The sequence below is a fragment of the Ahrensia marina genome (assembly GCF_001293565.1).
In the GTDB taxonomy this organism is placed as follows: Bacteria; Pseudomonadota; Alphaproteobacteria; order Rhizobiales; family Rhizobiaceae; genus Ahrensia; species Ahrensia marina.
Genome location: NZ_JXMU01000033.1, coordinates 1 through 21494 on the forward strand (window position 1 = coordinate 1; position 21494 = coordinate 21494).

Here is a 21494-nt window from a genome sequence, read left to right on the forward strand (position 1 = left end):
GTTCCCACTTTTCCTGACATGCTCTAAAGCGGTTGAAGCTTGCCCAGCGGAATAATTCCGAGGCTGATCTGGCTCTTATTGATTGTCAGCGTCATCTCGACTTCATCATTCTTTTCACCGCTTCGCGGCTGCCCTGCTGCAAAAGCTGATAACATGGGCGCTATATTGGGCAGCGATTTGCCGATCAGATCGAAAACAGCATCAACATCAATGATGCGCACATCGAGTTTACCGCTTACCAATCCCGCCTCATCAACACTTAAGGGACCACTGAGCAAAATACCTTGGTCATCGCTCAAAAGGATGCCGACCCGCCGCACATCAATATCTGCACCGCGCAACTGCAATCTATTTGAAGCCAAGAGTGCCGCCCCGTCTTTCACCGTTGCATCAAAATCCAGACCAAGCGGAGGCAGGTTTTCTATTTGCGCTAGCGTGTTTTTGACAGACACCTCCTGCCCGCGTCCGGCCAGATCAAGGTTTTCGCCATTAACGCGCATATGGCCCTCAAGCCCTGCCGCCGTAATACGCGGCGCATCAGCGCTCTGTTCAACAAGTACATCCTTGCCTACAACAGAAACGCGCTGCGGCAACGGATTAGCCGCCACAAAAGAACTGCGCATGGATGACCAGCTTACTTTTATATCTTGAGGAACAGACGCCTGTTCTATGATCAGCGGCCCATCCAGTTCCCCAATGATTTTGCGCGGATTATAAAATTGGGCTGCAGAGCGAAAAGCGCCGGCTTTAACCAGAAAGGCATCATTATTGTCATCGCTGTAGGAAACCTTATCGCAAAAGACGCCAAATCGAAACGGATAGCCGCGCACGTTCCTGTTATCGCACTCAACGATACTGCCCTTTGCAGCCTGCAGTTTGATGAGATTGGCTGCGGCTGAATCAATCTTTCCGGCAACAAAAAACCAGCATGCCGTTGCAGCGACGATCAAAAAAATCGAAAAGAAACACAAAAATTGTATGCGCCGCTTTGCATTATAGGGCGTCTTTGCGTTATCGCTTGGCATGACTTCTCCGTTTGCAGTGATGCACGAATAAAACTGAAAGTTGGACGAATTATGAACGATCTGTGGGTGTTCGGCTACGCCTCTTTAATGTGGAAACCGGGATTCAAATTTATCGAAAAACGCCGCGCCAGATTAGCCGGTTATCACCGTGCATTGTGTATTACATCATGGGAACACAGAGGAACGCGTGAACGCCCGGGTCTGGTGATGGGGCTCGATAATGGCGGCGCCTGTGTCGGGCTTGCGTTCAAGGTCGCGCCAGAAGACCGCGAGGACGTGATCGCTTATTTGCGCGAACGCGAGCTTGTCACCAATGTCTATCTCGAACGCATGGGCAAAGTAACCCTGGATGACGGCGAGCGCGTTGATGCTCTTATATATGTGGCCGATCACCGTCATGAGCAATATGCCGGACGTCTAACTGTGGCCGATGCGACCGAACGCGTATGCGGCGCCGTTGGCGGCATGGGGCCAAACGAGGAATATGTGCTGAATACCGCTGATCACATAAAAGATATGGGTATCAAGGATCACTGGCTACAAGCCGTTGCTGAAAGTATCAGACAGCGTTCTTCTTAAGTTCATCAATACGGGCCTGCGCCACTGGCGGAAATGGCGGCGGATTGGGTCCCTCATAAACTTCCAGTAACAAACGATCGCAAGCACCTTCTGTTGACGAGATCAGTGCATCCATAAATTCGGCACGCGAAAGGCCGGGCGGTATCGGCTTTAAAATTTCAACTTTGATTGTACCGGGATACCGCAAGAATTTGCGGCGCGGCCAAAACAGGCCGGCAACATGGGCAATCGGCACCACAGGCACCTTCAGATTTTCATAAAGGTGATAAATACCGGCTTTATAGGCAGGTTTCGCACCGGGCGGACGGCGTGTTCCCTCAGGGTAGATGACAATCTGGCGACCGTCTTTAATCGCTTCCGTAGCGCCTTTATTGATCGATTTAACAGCAGTTTCACGACTTCCCCGATCAATGCCGATCATCTTCATGCGAACAAGAAACCAGCCAAAAAGCGGTATCCATTTAAGTTCGCGCTTTAAAATATAAACAGGGTCCGGCCACCATGGCACAAATGCAAATGTGTCCCAGGCCGATTGGTGCTTCGGCGCAAGAATATAGCCGCCTTCCGGCATATTCTCAAAGCCGGACACCTCATGTTTGGTGCCGCAGATAATCTTTAAAAACCACATATTGGACCGCGCCCAAAACCGCGGCACCCACCATGCATTTATACGTTTTCCGATAGAAAAAAACGGCAATAACACAATCATGTAGATCAATGTCGAAAAGTAAAAGACGAAATTATATAAAGCGGAACGAAGTGCAGTCACAAAGAGGCCCAGACAATTTTGCGGTCAATCAGGCTGCCCAATCGCAGCCCTTTGAAATTGATAGAACAATCACTGTATTACAAATTCAGAATCTATTTCAAAGAGCGAATGTCCCTATCCTGAAAAACACCGCGCAAAATGGTTGCAATCAGCTTGCCATATTCCAGCAGCAAAACACGATATTGGCTGATACGCAGCCCCCACGTATGTTCTTGGGAAGACACATTGCGTATTGCATAGGGAAGCAATTCAACACCGCTCATTTCACGCCGAAGCTCGATCAAGCTGCGCGGCATATGATAATCATTGGTCACCACCAAAAGGGTTTTATAATCCTTTGATGCGGCCCAGTGGGCGGTGCCCAGCGCATTACCAATCGTGTCTAGAGCATCTTGGTCAATATCAATACAACAATTGAAAAGCTTGTCCTCGATGTCAAACGCATCTTTCAGCAACTGGTCGCCGGTTCTGCGGTTAACACCGGAAATTAAAAGCCGCTCGCCGCGCTCTTCCCGCAGCAGCTGAACAGCAGGTTCCAGCCGCGCAAAACCACCGGTCAGAACAACGATACCATCGGCTGTCTCATTACTCTGATTACGCGCGAAATTATCAATGCTTGTTAAAAAGACACCAAATCCGACCACCAGAAAAATACCGGTCAGCAGCAAAATAAAAACAAATAATCTTAGCAAGCGCTGCGTCACACTGCGCTTTCGTGCTCTCAACATAATGTCTCAACCTGCATGGACATGCATTTATCCCAAGCTGTTCCAGCTTAATTGATAAAGCTGAAATAAGACGCAGAACAGGCTTAAATCAATCCTCGTCCGCACAATTTCCTATTTGCGATCAATTCCGCTTAATAAAATTGGCGCGAAGGATCAGCGCGCTGCTCATCAATCTCGTAAATCGTACGTATGACAGTCAGCCTTGCGGTTAAAGTCGTCAATGTCGCAACCAGCGCAATCACAAGTAACGCACCGATAAACGTACCCATACCTATTGAAAAATCACCAAAAAGAACAGCAACCTGCTCGCCTTGCGCCGTGGTTAGATTGCGCTGCGCCCAAAACTGGAAAATGAGAAACAGCAAAATCGCCCCGCCGCCACCGATCACCGCACCACGCAGCCCGATCCAGAAAAACCGGCGTTGAAACTGCCCTGCGATAAAATTAGCCCGCGCACCGACAAAATGTAAAACTTCAATAATGACATGGTTGCTCGCAAGCGCGCCGCGGGTCGCAAAAACAACGGTCAGAACCAACGCCGTTAAAACAAGTGCAAGTATCGCAACACCCACGAAAGTTGTCGTGCGGGCCATTGAGACAAGCCGGTCAACCCAAGCCCGATGATCATCCATTGTGGCATTGGGAATAGCTTCGCTGATTGCCGCACCGATTGCCTTGAAGTCCGGCGGGTTGCGCTCATCAATCCTGATAACAACCAATCGCGGTACAGGCAGTTCTGCTAGGTCTATCCCTGTGCCAAGCCAAGGCTCCAGCAAATTCGCTGTTTGCGGCAGGTCGATGATACGTGCATTGACCACCCCTTCGAAACCAGCTGCAATGGCTTGCGCCTCCATTAGCGCCGTTTCAATATCAAAATCCCGTGCCGGCCGTATTTGTATCGTCGCCTCGCGCGAAATCTGGCTCTGCCACGCCGACGCACTTCTATCGATCATTAAAACGGCCCCGACCGTCAGGCAGGCAAGAAACGACATTATTGCAATGACAAGAGACAATGCCTGACCGGCAATATTTGACGGTGGCACAATCGGGGTTGGCTTTGCAGATTGCGTGACCTGCGTTTCAGCGTTCATTTGCATAGGAGTATCAGCCATAAATATCCAAATGCGAATTGTTGAGAATCATGCGGCGTGCGTCGACCTGCTCCATAAGACCAAGATCATGCGTGGCGACCACAACCGCTGTGCCGGAACGGTTAAGCTCAAGGAAAAGTCGCAGCAGACGCCGCGCCATATGCGGGTCAACATTACCCGTCGGCTCATCTGCCAGTAGAACTTCCGGTTGATCAATAAGCGCCCTTGCAATGGCCACACGCTGCTTCTCACCGCCTGATAGAACAGGCGGCAAGGCGTGCAGCTTGTCTCCAAGACCGACCCAGTTCAGCAAGTCACTCACATCACTGCGAAAATCGGCCTCGTCTTTACCGCGCACGCGCAACGGCAGAGCCACATTTTCAAAAGTGGTCATATGATCAAGCAGGCGGAAATCCTGAAAGACAACACCGATCCGCCGCCGTAAGATCGGCAGTTCATGGCGTTCGATTGATGCGATATCGCGCCCGAACATGCTGATTGACCCACGGGTCGGTCGTAGCGACATGAACAAAAGCCGCAGCAAACTTGTCTTACCGGCGCCCGATGGGCCGGTTAGAAATTGAAATGAGCGCTCGGGAATCTCAAAGGAAACATCCCGCAGGACTTCTGTTTCCATGCCGTAACGCAATCCAACATTTTCAAATTTGATCACGCTGCCTACCGCCCCGAATCATAGAAAATCTGCGCTTTTTCACTAACACAGCCTGTCTTCACCTCAACCAGTAAAACCGGTAGACTGCCATTCACTTCTTTGAACGGAAACGAACGGTTAACCATGTTTACTCCATAAGTTTGGGCTTGGACGTCAGGAAACACTTTAATGACCAATAAAGAAGATGCAATTGATGTCGAATTTGAGACCGTCAAAAAAGATGACGTTCAAGCGGTAAGCAAACCGGCACCATCAAGCGTGAAAACAACCGATACACCTGATGATGGCGGACAGCTTGCCGTGTTTGGCAAAATGCCGAACAAAAAGAAACAAAGCGGCATGTCGCTGCCGGTTTTCACGTTTCTTGCCGCCATTTGTGCGGTGGCGGCATTTTATCTTGCCGGTGGCCGTGTCCTGTTTGATAAGCCGCAGCCTGTCGCTGCCCCGCAAGTCAGTCAGCCTCTTCTTGAATTTCAAAATATCAGCACGAATCGTTTGGCGCGCGATGGCAGTGATGTCCTGACGATTGAGGCTACAATCATAAACAACGACAAAATTGCCCGTATTTTACCGCCGGTCATTGTCCATATCGGCGATGATCCGAAAACCAAGCGCATGTTTCGTATCAATCGCGGCGAAACCCTTAACCCTGGTGAGCGGTTAATGTTTACAAACAGTCTTCCCGTTGGCAAAGGTAGCTCCGACAAAGCTGAACTTACATTTGCGGAATAAATAATGCCGGTTGTGCGCAATAAAAATATCGATGTCCTCTTCCCTGCCTCTGCTATTGCGGTCCGGCATCTTGAACTGGCGCGTGAAATCGCGTCCCGCAATTATAAAGACCTGCTTGTAATCTCGATTCTCAAAGGTTCGTTCATTTTCGCAGCCGATCTTGTGCGCGCCATGCATGATGTCGGGCTTGAACCTGAAGTCGAATTCATGATGCTTTCCACTTACGGCAAGGGCACTGAGGCTGGCGAAACTAAACTTGTCCGCGATGTCGAGAGCAATGTCGAGGGCCGTGATGTCCTCCTGATTGACGACATTCTGGAATCAGGCACAACCCTCACATTTGCCCGTGATCTCATGATGTCACGCGGTGCAAATTCCGTCTCCTTTGCCGTGCTTCTCGACAAGCGTGTCAAACGCAAAGCGGCAACACCCGTCAATGCCGATTTCATCGGATTTGAATGCCCCGACCATTTTGTCGTCGGCTATGGCATGGATGTTGCCCATGCATTTCGTGAATTACCATTTGTGGGCATTGTCACAGGAGATGCTTAAATGAGCACAATTCTCGTGGTTGATGATGATGATTCTGTCCGTTCTTTTACAGCGCGGGCATTGATGATTGACGGTCATCAGGTCGAACAGGCCGATGACGGCGATGTTGCGCTCGAAATGATTATCGCGAAAAACGGTGTCTATGATTTGGTTCTGTCCGACATTCGCATGCCTGCGATGGACGGCATTGAAATGGCAAAAACAGCGGTCAAGGATTATCCCGACCTTAAAATTCTGCTCATGACCGGCTTTGCCGAGCAGCGCGAACGTGCGGCAGATCTTTCAAAAATCATTATTGATGTCGTGCCAAAACCGTTCACACTTGCTGATATCCGCACGGCGGTAAAAACTGCCCTGAATAGCTGAATACGCTTGAACAGAGCAATCGGCGATTGTTCTAATTCAGATCAAGCAACCGTTCCAGATAGTCCTTTTCAAGCTGCTGCAACGCGCCGTCACCAAGACGCTTGCGGATAGCCTCAAGAATTTCACGCGCACGGCGCACATCAATTTCATCAGGAACCTCTACATCATCGCCGAAATCAGGACCGGACGAACGCTGTGGACGCCCAAGCGGATCGCGGTCCTGCGCATTGCGCTGACCGCCGGGCTCGCTGGATGATCCCTGCCCCTGTTGTTGGGCTTGCTGCTCCATTTGCTGCATCATGGATTCTGCGCCGCGGCGCAGTGAATCCATCGCCTCGCCTTGATCGGAAAGAGCCTGATCGCCCGAGCCTTCGCCCAGCGCGTCACCGGCCTCACCCATGGAGCGCTCCGCATCTGAAAAAGCCTCACCGGGATTTATGCCCATCCCTTCCAGTTCCTGCATAAATTGTTCGAGGCGGTTTTGCAGGGCTTGCTGCCCCGGTGCCAAACCTTGAAGTCCCTGACCGTTTTGGCCCTGCTGCTGTCCGCCCTGGCCCTGCTCACCCTGTTGCCCTTGGCCGGGTCGCTGTCCTTGCTGCGAATCGCCCGGCTGCTGGCCATTGGGTTGCTCGCCTTGGCCTTGTTGCCCTTGCTGCCCTTCCTGTCCGCCATCTTCAGGACGCTGGCTGCGCCTGAATGTGTCATTCATCAGCTCTTGCTGCTGGCGCAAAATTTCGCCCAGCTCATTCATCTGCTGCTGCGCTTGGTTTTGCTGGCCTTGCTGTCCCTGTTGCGGCTGCGCCATTTGCAGATTGTTCATCATGTCCTGCAATTGCGAAAGCATATCCATAGCCTGCTCCCGTGCGCCGGATTTGGCCATTTCCTCAAGACGATCAAGCATTTCGTCCAGACTTTGCGGGTCCAATTGCTGGGCATTGTTCTGGCTTTGCTGATTTTGCGGATTGTTTTGGTTCTGGCGTGCGAATTCCTGCAGATATTCCTGCATTGCTTCGCGCAACTCGTTCATTGCCTGCTCGATTTCCTCGTCCGACGCACCGTTTTCAAGCGCATCGCGTAAAGCCTGCTGTGCATCTTTCAAGCGCCGCTCCGCATCTGACAGACCGCCATCCTCGATGTTGCGGGCGACCTCCCAGATATAATCAACAACACCGCGCAAATCCTCATCGCTGTTCGCATAGCGCAATTTCGATTTTATTGTCGTGATGCCCAAAAAATGAGCCGTATTATTGATGGTTTCTTCCGGATAAAGCGTGAAAAGATCAAGCATATCATACACAGCGCGACCATTATTGGCGTCCAGCGCTAGATTGCGCCGTTGTTCAATCAACGCGCGCGCAAGTTTGTTGGAAAACGGTCTTCCTGGAAGCACCGTTTCTATTGTTTCGCTATAGCCTGTCTGCTCCAGATCATCTTCTACTCTCAATTGCAGATTGACGCGCGCACCGGCCCAAGGATGCTCGGTCAGATTAACCGATGTCTTGGCTTTGCCTTCATCATTGCGACGCGGTAGCCGCAAAGCAATGTCCGGCGCTTCATAGAGTGGCCGTGCATTTTCAGCCGGTTTATCGGCCAGTGTTATCAACGCTTCACCGCTGGCAATGCGATAGTCGTCATTGGCAATATAGTTCAATGTCATCGCACCGTTGACAGCGCGCTCGACATTGCCGTCAAACGCAATTTCCGGCGCATTGTCATCACTAATTACCAATGACCATTGCTGTAGCGATTGCTCGTTTGAGGCGGCTGCAAGATTTGCATCCGGCAAAATGCTCAGTTGTCCGCTTTGACGGGCGACAACTTCAAATTGCCGTGCAGTCGAATTGCCGCTGCTGGTGGAATTATCCATCGCCTCAATAATTGAACCAGTATCAGGAAAGCTTACCTGCTCGGTGCCGCTGCCACCGGACACACGCACAACAATCTTGCTGCCTTCAGGAGCGGAAAATTGCTGGCGCTCGGCATTAATATCCGACGTCATGAAAATAGGCGCGACACCTGTATAGGAAGGCGGCGTTATCCACGCATCGATACGCGCTGCAATTTGCTCTTCCTGATCATGGGAAAAGAAAACATCGCTGATCCGCCCGCCATTGGTGCTGTAGGAAAAGGCAAAGCCGATCACGAGGAGAAGCGGCACAAGCACCCGAATAGCCCAAGGGTCGCGCTCAGGAATATCCGTGCGCGCTTTTGCGCCTTCCACATCACTGATTTGTCCGGCGAGCTTTTTCTGGTGAAGCGCCCATAAGGTCTGGGCAAAATCATCCGTGCCAACAGCAAGGCGGTCATCCTGTACGGTGATCGGCTGGTGCATAAGTTTGTTGTCACGCTCAAGCCGGCGGTCAATTTCATCGCGCGTCGGCATTCTGAATGTGCGCAGTGCGGACAGACTGGCAAGCGCCGCCAGAACGAACCCGAAACCGATAAAGATACGTGCTAAATCACCAACCGAGCGGAACAGGCCGAACCATGAAACAATCAGGAAAAGACCGACCACAATCATAAATGGCAAGGCCGCAGGCGCTAACCGCTCGAACAGAAGCGAGAATTTACTCCACAGCCGCGCACCGCGCAGCTTTTTAGCTGCCTCGTTACGGTTTTGCTGATTGGGAGATTGCCTTGTCATGCTTCCTCACGCTCCATTTACACCAACGATAACAGAGAAAGCGGCAAAGACGAGGCTGAATGGGCATTTTAGCAATAAAAACCGGTCACACTTTTGTCACCGGCAGATTTTTGGCCTTAGATCCAGTCCGGCACACTGTCCATTGCGATCAAATCTTCATAGGTCGGGCGGGGCCGCGCGACGTGAAATTGATCATCATTAACAATAACTTCCGGCACCAGCAGCCGCGAATTATATGTGCCTGACTGCACCGCGCCATAAGCCCCCGCAGATCCAACGGCAATCAGGTCACCGGCCTCAAAAACCGGCAGATTGCGGTCCTGCGCGATATAATCACCGGATTCACAAACCGGACCCACAATGTCGGCGATAAAATGCTTGGCATTATCATCAGGCCGCCTGACCTGATGAATTTCATGAAAAGCATCATATAGGGTCGGGCGAATAAGATCATTCATCGCCGCGTCGACAATGACAAAATTCTTATCGTCAGCCTGCTTCACATAAATGACTTCGCTGACCAGAATGCCGGCATTTCCGGCGATCAGCCTGCCCGGTTCAAAAATCACTTGAACGCCCAGCGGTTTGACATGCCGCATGACCGTCTCGGCATAAGCATCCGGCAAAGGCGGCGGCGCATTGTCATTCTTATAGGGAATGCCCAGACCGCCACCCAGATCAACATGCTCGATCTCATGGCCATCACTGCGCAATTGCCCGACAAGTTCTGTCAAAAGGCCAAAAGCTTCATCAAACGGTTTTAGATCCGTGATCTGGCTACCGATATGCATATCAATACCGGCAACTTTCAAACCCGGTAATTCACCGGCGCGTTTATAAACATCACGTGCGCGCGCAAAGGAAATACCGAACTTGTCACCCTTTTTGCCCGTCGAAATCTTGTGATGGGTTTTGGCATCCACATCCGGATTGATCCGCAGCGAGATTGGCGCAACTTTACCAAGCGCAACCGCCCGCGCTGAAATCATCTCAAGTTCAGGCTCGGATTCCACGTTGAAACAATGAATCCCCGCCTCAAGCGCAAAATCAATCTCACGCGCGGTCTTACCGACACCGGAGAACAAAATTTTGGATGGGGCAATACCGGCTGCCAAAGCACGGCGCAGTTCACCTTCGGACACCACATCTGCACCCGAGCCAAGCTTGGCCAAAGTTGCCAGCACGGCCTGATTGGAATTGGCTTTCATCGCATAGCAGACAAGCGCGTCAACATCCTCAAAAGCCTTGGCAAAAACATTGTAGTGTCGGCTTAGCGTAGCGGTTGAATAACAATAAAAAGGCGTGCCTACTTTTGCGGCAATATCTGCCACAGACACGTTTTCAGCGTGTAAAACACCGTCTTTATATTCAAAATGGTTCACTGAAACTTCTACCTGCTCTTAGTTGAGAAGCGCATCAAGCACGAAAGGCTTGTCTTCCACGATAGGCTCTTGCGTTTGCTGGTCAACAGGTTGTGCAACACTGGATGGCGGCGGCTCCAACGGTCCTGCGCGTCCACATGCAGCCAGAACTGCGAGAAGCGCTGCCAATGTCATTACATTTATAAGCCCGGACGCTTTCATTTTCAGATCACCAATTCAAACCGCTAAAATCAATATCGCATTTCCTACATAAAACGGAACGCAATCATTTGCACCCTGCAAATATCACTTATTTGGCCCGTTTTTCCATGCGTTTTTTCCAATAGCGGATTTGCTTTTTGACCTGCGCAGGAGCGGTACCGCCAAAACTTGTCCGGCTGGCAACCGATTTTTTGACGGTCAATACGGAAAACACGTCCTCGGTAATCGCCGGATTGATCTCCTGCAATTCTTCCAGTGTCAGCTTTTCAAGCGGCACATTTTTCTTCACCGCAAGCGCAACCGCAGTACCTGTCACATGGTGCGCATCGCGGAACGGCATATTGATTTCGCGCACACACCAGTCTGCAAGATCTGTTGCAATTGAATAGCCGGAGCCCGCAGCTTTACGCATCGCCGCTTCATTGACAGTAAGATCGGAAATCATGCCGGTCATTGCTGCCAATGCAAGTTCGAGCGATTCAGCGGCATCGAAAACCTGTTCTTTATCTTCCTGCATATCTTTTGAATAAGACAGCGGAAGCCCTTTCATGACTGTTAGGAGGCTGACAAGAGCGCCGTTGATACGGCCCACTTTTGCCCGCACCAGTTCAGCGGCATCAGGGTTTTTCTTCTGCGGCATGATTGACGAACCGGTCGAAAAACTATCCGACAGGGTCACAAAGCCGAATTGCGGCGTCGACCAGATGACGATTTCTTCGGCAAGGCGGGACAAATGCGTTGCGCAGATCGACGCAACCGACAGCATTTCCAGTGCAAAATCTCGGTCCGATACCGTATCAAGCGAATTGCGTGTCGGTTCGCGAAAGCCCAGCGCCTTGGCTGTCATATGGCGGTCAATGGCAAACCCTGTTCCCGCAAGCGCCGCCGCACCCAGCGGGCTTTCATCAAGGCGCTCCAACGCATCATCGACACGGCTAAGGTCACGGCTGAACATTTCAACATACGCCATGCAATGGTGGCCAAATGTGACCGGCTGCGCTGTTTGCAAATGCGTAAAGCCCGGCATGACCGTACCGGCATGTTCTTCGGCGCGGCTTAAAAATGCCCCGATAAGCTTTTCTAAAAGCCCTGCTGTTTTTTGCAGTTCGCTTTTAACCCACAGCCTGAAGTCCAATGCGACCTGATCATTGCGTGAACGCGCTGTATGTAAACGCCCCGCCGCATCACCGATAAGATCACGCAGGCGCGATTCGACATTCATATGAATATCTTCAAGAGCGCGGGAAAACTCAAACGTGTCAGCTTCGATTTCTGACATGATCGTGTTTAATCCGTGAATAATCTTGTCGCGATCTTCTTCCGTGATTATGTCACATTCCGCCAGCATGGTCGCATGTGCGATTGAGCCGGTAATATCCTGCGCGTAAAGCTTTTTATCAAAACCGATGGAAGCATTGATCTCTTCCATGATCGCCGCAGGACCGGATGCAAAGCGACCGCCCCACATCGAGTTTGATTTATCAAGCTTGGTTTTGTCGGATTTGGAATTGGAAGATTGAGACATGAGACGAACGAACCCTGACGGCAAAATGATTACAAGACGTGGCGCTTTGTCGCTCGGTGTCTCCGCGCTGACAATCGGCACGCTTGGCATATACGGGTGTAGTGACACATCTGGCAATGCCCCGGCAGGTATCTCTGAGGAGCTAAAGGCAAAAATTGAGCCGCTTTTGACCGGTGATATCGCTGCAATGGCCGTTCGTGACAGCGCCGACGATCTGTCAGAACTCACATTTAATGGCCCCGACGGCGAGCCTATGAAAATGTCTGACACCAATGGTAAGTATCGCCTTGTCAATCTTTGGGCCACATGGTGTGCGCCGTGCAGGCATGAGATGCCGTCGCTTGATGCCCTGCAAAAAGCCAAAGGCAGCGATAAATTTGAGGTCATCGCCATTTCGGTAGATGGCGGCGGTGAGGAAAAACCGCGCGCGTTTTATGATGAAATCGGCCTGAAAAACCTCGCCTTCTACCATGACCCTTCAATCAACGTGTTCAACACGCTCAAGAAAAAGTCTCTTGCACTTGGCTTGCCGGTGACTCTTTTACTGGATGAAAACAGCCGCGTTATCGCCAATATGAACGGCCCTGCCGAATGGGCCAGCACGGATGCCTTGCGGCTTATTGACACTTTATTAACGATCTAAATTACTGAAATCGGGAACAAAATTGCCTTTACACCCGTTTGCTTGCGAAAGAACCCGTAACAGGCGCAAGCATGATACCCAAGGCGATCATATTTGGATCCATGGACACGGTCATTGAAACGTCCGAGCAGCAACTTCGGGCTTTCAATGCTGCATTTGTCGAAGCCGGTCTTGACTGGCAATGGGGTGCGGCCCAGTACAGGCCGTTGCGTCAATATGGCAGCGGAAGGCAACAGATCACAGCCTATGCAAAGCAGATGGGTGAAAATGTTGATGCTGTTGCCCTGCACAAGCGCAAAACAGAGATTTTCGACGCTCTATTATTGTCCGAAAATATTGCGCCGCGCACAGGCGTACTGGAACTGGTAAATTATGCCCGCCATAATGATATCGCGCTTGGTTTTGCCGCAGACACCATGCAGGGCAATATAGATGCGCTATTTGAAGCATTAAGCGGAAAATTATCAGCCGATGATTTCGACTTTATCGCAAACCGCCACGCAGTTAGAAGGTCAAAGCCCCATCCGGACATATACGAACTGGCTTTGTCAAAACTTGACCTGTCGGCCGATCAGGTCGTTGCCATTGAGGATTGCGAAATCTGCCTGCGGTCACCGCGGGCAGCAGGCATTATAGCTATTGCGTTTCCGAGCCAGCTTAGCAGTTACGATAATTTTTCCGCTGCGATTGGGGTGACGCAATCATTGGCACCTAACGCAATAAATCAGGCGCTCAAACAACCCGCAAATGGCGAAATGTTAAGAATTGCTGCCCAGTAGACGCGGCATGAAGACCATTTTGCCATTATTTTTGTGTCTTTGCACACAGCTCGGCACTATATATTGCGAGAACAAAAAAGGAATATGGCTTTAAAGCTGATTCGACCCCGATTCGTTCTTCCCACGTTCTGAAAGTTAACAATAATCGAGCCAGATCAATGATTTATGGTTAACAGAGCCTTTACGAAATAATTCAAATTTTAAAGTTTAACGAGCCGTAAAAGCGCTATTGAGGTTGTGTTTACTTTCATTAATGCAACTGGCTGAATTTCGGCAATGAAGCGATTGAGGTAATCAACATATAGAGATTATTTTCTGACAGCCACACTATAGAGGCGTGAACAAAGCGGGAATAGTGATTCCTTGCCGATTCGTCAGCGATTCGTTCCACAATGGTTCCAAATCTTAACGGAAGGCCGTTTCGATTTGCGATTTACGTATCTTTTATCGCCGCCCAACCTTTTATCGCGCTAAAACCATGCTAATGAGAGACTTGCTTTTTTTAATCGTGCCTACCTTCGGATTTTCCATGTATCGCCCTCAAGAACCGGTTGTATTTTCTGGACACAGTGTCCAGGCCGTTTTGGGGCCTACCAATACCGGCAAAACCCATCTTGCTATTGAGCGCATGTGCGCGCGCAGAACCGGCATTATCGGCCTGCCTTTGCGTTTGCTTGCACGCGAGGTCTATAGCCGCGTCTGTGAAAAAGTGGGCGTCGACAATGTGGCGCTTGTCACCGGTGAGGAAAAGATCGTGCCAAAGGGCGCGCGCTATTCTGTCTGTACCGTTGAAGCGATGCCGCGCGATGCTAGGGCCGAATTTGTGGCAATCGATGAAGTGCAGCTTGCCGGAGATTTTGAGCGCGGGCACATATTCACCGACCGCATCTTAAATGTGCGCGGTATTGAAGAAACATTATTACTGGGTGCTGCGACCGCTGCCCCTATTCTTCAAAAACTTCTGCCCGGCCTGTCGGTTGTCACCCGCCCGCGAATGTCACATCTGGCTTATGCCGGGTCCAAGAAAATCACACGCCTGCCCCGCCGCTCGGCCATTGTGGCCTTTTCTTCGGATGAAGTTTACGCGATTGCCGAACTAATCCGCAGGCAGCGTGGCGGCGCAGCCGTGGTTATGGGTTCATTATCGCCGCGCACCCGCAACGCTCAGGTTGAGCTCTACCAAAATGGCGATGTCGATTATCTCGTGGCCACCGATGCCATTGGCATGGGCCTTAATCTGGACGTGGATCATGTCGCTTTTGCCCAAACACGAAAGTTTGACGGCCACCAGTTCCGCGATCTCAATCCGGCTGAAATGGGCCAGATTGCCGGGCGCGCCGGACGCCATTTGCGTGATGGCACATTTGGCGTTTCCGGTCAGGTACCGCCACTTGACGATGAACTTGTCGAACGCATTGAAAGCCACGAATTTGCGGCGCTGAATGTTCTGCAATGGCGAACCCGCAATTTCGACTTCTCTTCTATTGATGCCCTGAAGGCCTCGCTTGATACGGTCCCGCAAATGCAGGGCCTTACACGGGCCTTACCGGCAGTCGACCAGCGTGCGCTTGAGTTTCTGTCACGCGATATGGCGGTGGTTGATATTTGTAACTCGGCAAACGATGTCGAAACACTTTGGGAAACCTGCTCCTTGCCCGACTATCGCAAGATAGCGCCCGCACAACATGCCGATATCATTTCCTCAATTTATGATGATTTGATCAAGAACGGCCGCGTCAACGAAGATTATATGGCTCAGCAGGTCAAACGGGCGGACCGGACAGACGGAGAAATTGATACATTATCGCACCGCATTGCGCAGATCAGAACATGGACATATGTATCAAACAGACCCAAATGGCTTGCCGATCCGCTACACTGGCAAGAAAAAACACGCGAAATCGAAGACAAACTCTCCGATGCGCTCCACGAAAGGTTGACGAAACGCTTTGTTGATCGCAGGACAAGTGTGCTTATGAAGCGACTAAGAGAGAATAACGAGATGGATGCTGAAATCAGCGCAGCCGGTGACGTCACAGTAGAAGGTCACCATGTAGGTCAACTAGAAGGTTTTCGGTTCACTGCCGACAATACCGCTGAGGGCGAGGATGCAAAAGCAATCCGTGCGGCAGCGTCAAAAGCTTTGGCCAGCGAATTCGAAAAACGTGCGGAACGATTCGCCGCCGCACCCAATGGTGACTTGGCGGTTTCATCAGATGGCACTTTGCGCTGGCTTGGCACCACTGTCGGCACACTTACCTCCGGTGATGACTGGCTGAAACCCCGTCTTGTTCTTTTGGCAGATGAACAGCTGACCGGTCCGGCACTCGACAAGGTACGTGCGCGCGCAGAGCGTTTCGTGACTTTCCACATTGAGACCCACCTCAAGCCGCTGACCGATTTGCAAAAGGCCGATGAATTGTCAGGCATTGCCCGCGGTATCGCTTTCCGCCTGATTGAGCATCATGGCATTGTCGCCCGCCGCGATATCGCTGACGAGATGAAATCGCTTGATCAGGACGGCCGCGCTGCACTGCGCCGTTATGGTGTGCGCTTTGGCTTCTATCATATTTTTGTGCCAGCCCTGCTCAAGCCGGCCCCTGCCGGACTGCTCACATTGCTGTGGGCGCTGAACAATGACGGCAAAGACAAAAACGGCTATGGCGAGATTATTACGCTTCTAGCCAGCGGCCGCACCTCATTGGTAACCGATCCATCCTTTGACAAGGAATTTTACAAGCTTTCAGGCTACCGTCTGCTAGGCCCCCGCGCGGTGCGTGTCGACATTCTGGAGCGCTTGGCCGATCTCATTCGCCCGACCATTTACTGGAAACCCGGCACGGAATTGCCCGAAGGCGCCTATGGCGACGGCCGCTTTGTCATCACCCCTGCCATGATGTCTATCCTTGGCGCGACCGCAGAAGACATGGAAGAAATTCTCAAAGGGCTTGGCTACCGCCATGAGCCGATAGACGCTGTTGAAGCGAACCAGAAGCTTGACGCGCTTAAAGCACAACACGGCCCTAAACCGGCGGAAGATCAGGCTGAGGAAGCAAAAGAACCTGTTGCTGAAACAGCTGAAGCCGAACAGGAAAGCAAACCAGAAGAAACGCCCACAGAACAAGCTTCCGGCGAAGCTGAAGAAGCACCAAAACCTGTGCTCGTCTGGCGTCAGGCACGGTTTGAACGGGCACCGAACCGCAACAGACTGGCAGAACGCAAAGGCGGCAAACCGGCAGGCGATCAGAAGCAGCGCCGAAAAGGCAAGCCGGGCGGTAAAAACAGCCATCCGCAAAATGCAAAAGCTTCACCGCCGCGCAAAGAGAAAGCCATGGACCCAGACAGTCCGTTCGCCAAGCTTCAAGCATTGAAGCAACAACTCGGCAAGTAATGCCGGGCGCGAATTCCAAACCGGATGCGGGCCAAGGCAAGGAAAGCCCCGCCCGTATCCGTCTCGACAAATGGCTGTTTTTCGCGCGGATCATAAAGTCACGCACATTGGCCGCAAAATATGTGGGCGCGGGCCACGTGCGGGTGAACGGTGAAAAATCCAACCAGCCCAGCCAGAACGTAAAGCCGGGTGATGTGCTCACGATTTCATTGCAGCACGCCGTGAAAATTTACCGCATAACTGATTGCGGCACACGGCGCGGCCCTGCGCCCGAAGCACAACTGCTTTATGAAGATATTTCACCGCCACCGGTCGAAAAACCGGATACTAAATTTGAAGGCCTGGCGGCAAAAAGAGACCCGGGGGCCGGTCGTCCAACGAAAAAAGAACGTCGTGAATTGGACCGGCTGCGCAAAAACTGACTTTTAATGCTTCAGCCTGCCTCAAATCGCCGCGATTACACCTCTTGCACCGCAACAGGATTCCGCATAATCAGGGCGCGACTGCGCCAATCCGGAGTGATAAATTGACTTACATCGTCATCGATAACTGCATCAAATGTAAATATATGGATTGCGTAGAAGTCTGTCCGGTCGACTGCTTTTACGAAGGCGAGAACATGCTCGTCATTCATCCCGATGAATGTATTGACTGTGGCGTATGCGAACCGGAATGTCCGGCCGAAGCCATTAAACCGGACACAGAGCCGGGACTTGATAACTGGCTGAAGCTGAATACCGAATATGCGGATAAATGGCCAAACATCACCATCAAGCGTGATGCGCCCGATGATGCCAAAGAATTTGACGGCAAGCCCAACAAGTTCGAGCAATTCTTTTCACCTGAACCTGGTCAGGGCGATTAGACTTATCTGCGCCTGTTACCCGCCGCTGGGTAACGTTAACTATAAAACAGCCCCATTTTTTCATGCTGCACCGCACGGTGCCGCAAGCCATTGAAAAACGCCAATTTTTGTGATATACAATCTGATAATGTCATTCTGCACAAAAATTTATTGGTCCCAACTTTTACAAATCCAAGAATAATTATTCTTCGATTGGCTTTTTTTGCGTTTTGCGATGCTTAAGGCCAAGCCAAAATATTTTTGTCGGAACGACATCTGACAATAGCTTCGGCTGCAACCAATGATCCGGCAAATATCGCCGGACGGGAGTACTGATTACATGGCAAATGCGCCCAAAAAAACATCTCAGCGTCAAGGTTTTAAAACAGGCGAATTTATTGTTTATCCAGCCCATGGTGTTGGACAAATTACACTGATTGAAGAGCAGGAAGTTGCTGGTCTTACAATGGAACTTTTCGTTATCGAGTTCCAAAAAGACAAAATGCGCTTGAAAGTGCCTGTGGCAAAAGCACTCTCTATCGGCATGCGCAAACTTTCCGAGACGGGCTTTGTTGACCGTGCATTGAAAGTCACGCAGGGCCGTGCGCGCATTAAACGTACAATGTGGTCACGCCGTGCACAGGAATATGATGCCAAGATCAATTCCGGCGACATTATTTCAATTGCTGAAGTTGTGCGTGACCTGTACCGCGCGGAAAACCAGCCCGAACAGTCTTATTCTGAACGCCAGCTTTACGAGCAGGCTTTGGACCGCATGGCACGTGAAATCATGGTCGTTAAGAAAATCTCTGACACCGAGGCCGTGCGCCTCATTGAGACAAACCTGAACAAAGGCCCGCGCCGCGGTGCAAAAGCCGAAGGTGAAGAAGCTGAAGGCGATGCTTCAAGCTCGGATGATGCGGAAAAAGCCGCTTAATCTGTCTTTTTATTGACAATTTTGGACGCCCGATAACACCACGTTTTCGGGCGTTTTTCTTTTTCCTTGGAGCTTAAGGGCGGAAAACAAGGGTTTTTTCAAGAAAAAATGAACTATTTTCCTTCTCACGCGTAACCCTTTTGTAATTCAGCTTACTAAAGGAGTGTATCATGAGTAATGAACCAGCCCGACGCGACATGGTTCGCACTGCGATGAGCGCTCCTTATCTGGAGCGCGAAGAAGAACATGATCTGGCTGTTGCCTGGAAAGAGAGCCAGGATCAGGAAGCGCTGCACAAAATAACAACCGCGCACATGCGCCTTGTTATTTCAATGGCCACAAAGTTCAGAAATTTCGGCCTTCCAATGAGCGACCTGATTCAGGAAGGATATGTCGGCCTGCTCGAAGCAGCCAGCCGGTTCGAGCCTGAACGCGAAGTCCGTTTCTCCACCTATGCAACTTGGTGGGTTCGCGCATCCATGCAGGACTATATCCTGCGCAACTGGTCCATCGTGCGCGGCGGTACGAGCTCTGCGCAAAAATCACTATTTTTCAATCTGAGACGCTTACGCGCCAAACTGACCCAAAATGGCGATCTTCTATCGCAGCCCAATATGTACAGCGAAATCAGTGAGGCGCTGGGCGTTTCTGAAAAGGACGTGGCGCTTATGGATTCCAGATTGTCCGGCCCCGACACATCGCTCCATGCACCTGTCAGCGACGATGAAAGTGGTTCGGCAACCCGTATGGATTTTCTGGTTGATGACCGTCCCTTACAGGATGAAATGGTCGAAGACAGCATTGATGCCGAGCGCCGCACAACATGGCTTCATGACGCCATGCATGTTCTCAACGAGCGCGAGATGAACATTATCCGCAAGCGCCGCTTGAGCGAAAAAGGCGCAACACTTGAATCCTTGGGCATTGAACTGAACATTTCCAAAGAGCGTGTCCGCCAGATTGAGAACCGTGCATTGGAAAAAATGCGGCTTGAACTTGAAAACGACAGCCGCGCAATTCTCGCCAAATAAGTATTGGCTGCGGGCAAATTACTGCGTGACGATCTTGTATAACTTGCCGGCTTCAGGCTCCTCGCCTTCCGGCACACCGTTCAATACGCGAAATAGCGTTTGAGCATTGGAAACGTCGCGCATTCTTGCAGCCATAGAGGCAACTGTATCACCTGCTTCCGCTTTCAAAATACGGATACGCAACGGCTTTAATTCCGCTTTTTCAGCTTTTGACAGCACGCGGAAAGACGAGCGGACTTTATTTGCCAATGAGGTAAGTTCGGACGAGCCTGAAGGTGCGGCCGTCAATATGCGGTAAACGGCGCCGTTGGCACGAACAACGGTGACATCAAAATCCCAGCGCCCGACAGAGGCTTTTGCCGTTGCAGCCTCAAGCCCGTTAATGGACGCGGCACGCACGGATGATACGTCGAGGCCCTCAACCCAGCCGCTTGCGATATATTCGGTCAGGCTGGCATTTTGCGGAAGATCATCGCCGTCAAAGCGAATGGCTGCGCCGTCACTCTGGCGTCCGCCCAGAACCGCTTCGGGTCGGTTTTCAATGTCAAAGCCGTCGGGAAACTCAAATGTTATGCCCAATCCGACATGGCTATAACGCTGCGAACGGACATAGCCTTCATCGGCGCTATCGCCGAAAAGCATACCGTTAACACCCCGCATATAGCTTTCACGGTCGCGCGTTCCGGTGCCCCGACCTCCAAATTTACGCGCATGACCAACAGCCAGCGCTACACGCTGCGGCGTAGACGGATGCGTTGACAGAAAATCAATACCCTGATCATCAGCGCCCGATGCACTGCGATAGGCATTAAACGCTGCCATACGCTGCTGAAAAGCCGCTGCCGCATAAGGGTCGTAGCCTGCCTCTCCAATAGCGGCAATTCCGACAGCATCGGCTTCCAGCTCCTGGTTTCGAGAGAACTGGGCAAGGTCAAGCTTGCCGCGTACCAGCGCGCGGCGTCCGGCTTCCTTGTCCCGCAACACATCGGAAACAATCCGCTCGGCCAGAACATTTTCTTTTTCCCGCTTCTGGCGCAATATGCCGTGATTGCTGGTCACATGCGCCATTTCATGGGCAATAACAGCCGCCAGTTCGGCGCTGTCGCTGGCCAGTGCAAGCAGGCCGCGTGACACATATAAATATCCGCCCGGCAGCGCAAAAGCATTGACCACCGGAGAATCCAGAATTGAAATTTGATAAACTTGGGTCGGGTTGTCCGAAACCGTAACAAGTTTGCCGACAATACCGGCGACCATGCGCTCCAGCGCAACATTTGAATATTCACCGCCATAGGTTTCCAATATGCGCGGATGCTGTGCAGCGCCCAAGCGCGCCAAACGCCCTGAACGTACATTTTCGGCAATAACGGGCGATTTTGATGGCGACAAAGACGGATCGGCCGCAAGGTCGACAAAGCTTTGACAGGCGCTCAAGGCAAGAGGAGACACAACAGCCATGGCGCGCAACAGATTTGCCGTAGGCTTTGTGAACAATCGCTTTTCTATTTTCGCTTGTTTTAAAACCATGTTGAAAATGCGCCGCTTGGCAAATCCGATTCTATTATTGTGTCATATGCAATAGCCGGATAGAGGCCGCTCGCA

At 51.3% G+C, this 21494-nt stretch carries 21 protein-coding genes; 11 read left to right on the top strand and 10 right to left on the bottom strand.

Annotated elements, in window-relative coordinates; genetic code table 11:
• Positions 1–23: 23 nt before the first annotated feature.
• Positions 24–1025 carry a DUF2125 domain-containing protein gene (locus SU32_RS15965; protein WP_054000381.1) on the bottom strand — a complete coding sequence of 334 codons (1002 nt, stop codon included), beginning with the start codon at positions 1023–1025 and terminating at the stop codon, positions 24–26.
• A 51-nt stretch (positions 1026–1076) separates the two neighbouring features.
• Here SU32_RS15965 and SU32_RS15970 point away from each other — a divergent pair, with 51 nt between their 5' ends.
• On the top strand, positions 1077–1604 hold the full coding sequence (locus SU32_RS15970; protein ID WP_054000382.1) for a gamma-glutamylcyclotransferase: 528 nt from the start codon (positions 1077–1079) through the stop codon (positions 1602–1604).
• On the opposite strand, the gene SU32_RS15975 is transcribed toward SU32_RS15970, so the two are convergent.
• The 4 genes from SU32_RS15975 to ftsE form a co-directional block, all read right to left on the bottom strand.
• A complete protein-coding gene (locus tag SU32_RS15975; protein WP_211097799.1) occupies positions 1585–2313 on the bottom strand; it encodes a lysophospholipid acyltransferase family protein in 729 nt (242 codons plus the stop codon). The two genes, SU32_RS15970 and SU32_RS15975, sit on opposite strands and share 20 nt — an antisense overlap.
• A gap of 152 nt (positions 2314–2465) precedes the next feature.
• Positions 2466–3101 carry a YdcF family protein gene (locus SU32_RS15980; protein ID WP_054000384.1) on the bottom strand — a complete coding sequence of 212 codons (636 nt, stop codon included), beginning with the start codon at positions 3099–3101 and terminating at the stop codon, positions 2466–2468.
• Positions 3102–3232: 131 nt separating this feature from the next.
• Entirely contained in the window at positions 3233–4213 is a 981-nt protein-coding gene (locus tag SU32_RS15985) for a cell division protein FtsX (protein ID WP_054000385.1), read from the bottom strand.
• On the bottom strand, positions 4206–4865 hold the full coding sequence (gene ftsE / locus SU32_RS15990; protein ID WP_054000386.1) for a cell division ATP-binding protein FtsE: 660 nt from the start codon (positions 4863–4865) through the stop codon (positions 4206–4208). Before ftsE ends, SU32_RS15985 begins: the two co-directional genes overlap by 8 nt.
• A gap of 168 nt (positions 4866–5033) precedes the next feature.
• On the opposite strand from ftsE, the gene SU32_RS17345 reads away from it, so the two are divergent.
• From SU32_RS17345 to SU32_RS16005, 3 genes are read left to right on the top strand one after another with little or no spacing between them, the layout of a single operon-like run.
• Positions 5034–5597, top strand: a complete 564-nt coding sequence (locus SU32_RS17345) for a hypothetical protein (protein WP_054000387.1) — start codon at positions 5034–5036, stop codon at positions 5595–5597.
• 3 nt (positions 5598–5600) lie between these two features.
• Positions 5601–6149 (top strand): hypoxanthine phosphoribosyltransferase, encoded by a 549-nt coding sequence (gene hpt / locus SU32_RS16000; RefSeq protein ID WP_054000388.1) that lies wholly within the window; start codon positions 5601–5603, stop codon positions 6147–6149.
• Positions 6150–6515 carry a response regulator gene (locus SU32_RS16005; protein ID WP_054000389.1) on the top strand — a complete coding sequence of 122 codons (366 nt, stop codon included), beginning with the start codon at positions 6150–6152 and terminating at the stop codon, positions 6513–6515.
• Positions 6516–6546: 31 nt separating this feature from the next.
• Here SU32_RS16005 and SU32_RS16010 read toward each other — a convergent pair whose 3' ends face one another.
• From SU32_RS16010 to argH, 4 genes are all read right to left on the bottom strand, one after another.
• On the bottom strand, positions 6547–9159 hold the full coding sequence (locus SU32_RS16010) for a TIGR02302 family protein (RefSeq protein WP_054000390.1): 2613 nt from the start codon (positions 9157–9159) through the stop codon (positions 6547–6549).
• 116 nt (positions 9160–9275) lie between these two features.
• Positions 9276–10541 (bottom strand): diaminopimelate decarboxylase, encoded by a 1266-nt coding sequence (gene lysA / locus SU32_RS16015; protein ID WP_054000391.1) that lies wholly within the window; start codon positions 10539–10541, stop codon positions 9276–9278.
• Between the two features lie 18 nt (positions 10542–10559).
• Positions 10560–10742 carry an LPS translocon maturation chaperone LptM gene (gene lptM / locus SU32_RS16020; protein WP_054000392.1) on the bottom strand — a complete coding sequence of 61 codons (183 nt, stop codon included), beginning with the start codon at positions 10740–10742 and terminating at the stop codon, positions 10560–10562.
• 88 nt (positions 10743–10830) lie between these two features.
• Complete coding sequence (argH, locus tag SU32_RS16025) at positions 10831–12267, bottom strand: argininosuccinate lyase (RefSeq protein WP_054000393.1); 1437 nt, start codon at positions 12265–12267, stop codon at positions 10831–10833.
• Between argH and tlpA the strand changes: the two genes are divergently transcribed.
• The 7 genes from tlpA to SU32_RS16060 all read left to right on the top strand — a co-directional run bounded on the left by tlpA (position 12266) and on the right by SU32_RS16060 (position 19892).
• Complete coding sequence (tlpA, locus tag SU32_RS16030; RefSeq protein ID WP_054000394.1) at positions 12266–12910, top strand: thiol:disulfide interchange protein TlpA; 645 nt, start codon at positions 12266–12268, stop codon at positions 12908–12910. The two genes, argH and tlpA, sit on opposite strands and share 2 nt — an antisense overlap.
• A 71-nt stretch (positions 12911–12981) precedes the next feature.
• Positions 12982–13689 (top strand): HAD family hydrolase, encoded by a 708-nt coding sequence (locus SU32_RS16035; protein WP_144421181.1) that lies wholly within the window; start codon positions 12982–12984, stop codon positions 13687–13689.
• A gap of 529 nt (positions 13690–14218) precedes the next feature.
• Positions 14219–17080 carry a helicase-related protein gene (locus SU32_RS16040; protein WP_054000405.1) on the top strand — a complete coding sequence of 954 codons (2862 nt, stop codon included), beginning with the start codon at positions 14219–14221 and terminating at the stop codon, positions 17078–17080.
• Positions 17080–17502: an RNA-binding S4 domain-containing protein gene (locus tag SU32_RS16045; RefSeq protein ID WP_054000396.1), complete on the top strand. Its 423-nt coding sequence runs from the start codon at positions 17080–17082 to the stop codon at positions 17500–17502. The genes SU32_RS16040 and SU32_RS16045 overlap by 1 nt, the downstream gene beginning before the upstream one ends.
• 104 nt (positions 17503–17606) lie before the next feature.
• The gene (gene fdxA, locus SU32_RS16050) at positions 17607–17945 is read left to right on the top strand and encodes a ferredoxin FdxA (RefSeq protein WP_054000397.1); all 339 of its coding nucleotides are present in this window, start codon (positions 17607–17609) and stop codon (positions 17943–17945) included.
• 319 nt (positions 17946–18264) lie between these two features.
• The gene (locus tag SU32_RS16055; RefSeq protein WP_054000398.1) at positions 18265–18861 is read left to right on the top strand and encodes a CarD family transcriptional regulator; all 597 of its coding nucleotides are present in this window, start codon (positions 18265–18267) and stop codon (positions 18859–18861) included.
• Between the two features lie 170 nt (positions 18862–19031).
• Positions 19032–19892 carry an RNA polymerase factor sigma-32 gene (locus SU32_RS16060; RefSeq protein WP_054000399.1) on the top strand — a complete coding sequence of 287 codons (861 nt, stop codon included), beginning with the start codon at positions 19032–19034 and terminating at the stop codon, positions 19890–19892.
• Between the two features lie 18 nt (positions 19893–19910).
• Here SU32_RS16060 and SU32_RS16065 read toward each other — a convergent pair whose 3' ends face one another.
• Complete coding sequence (locus SU32_RS16065; protein WP_082376842.1) at positions 19911–21419, bottom strand: M48 family metalloprotease; 1509 nt, start codon at positions 21417–21419, stop codon at positions 19911–19913.
• Positions 21420–21494 lie beyond the last annotated feature (75 nt).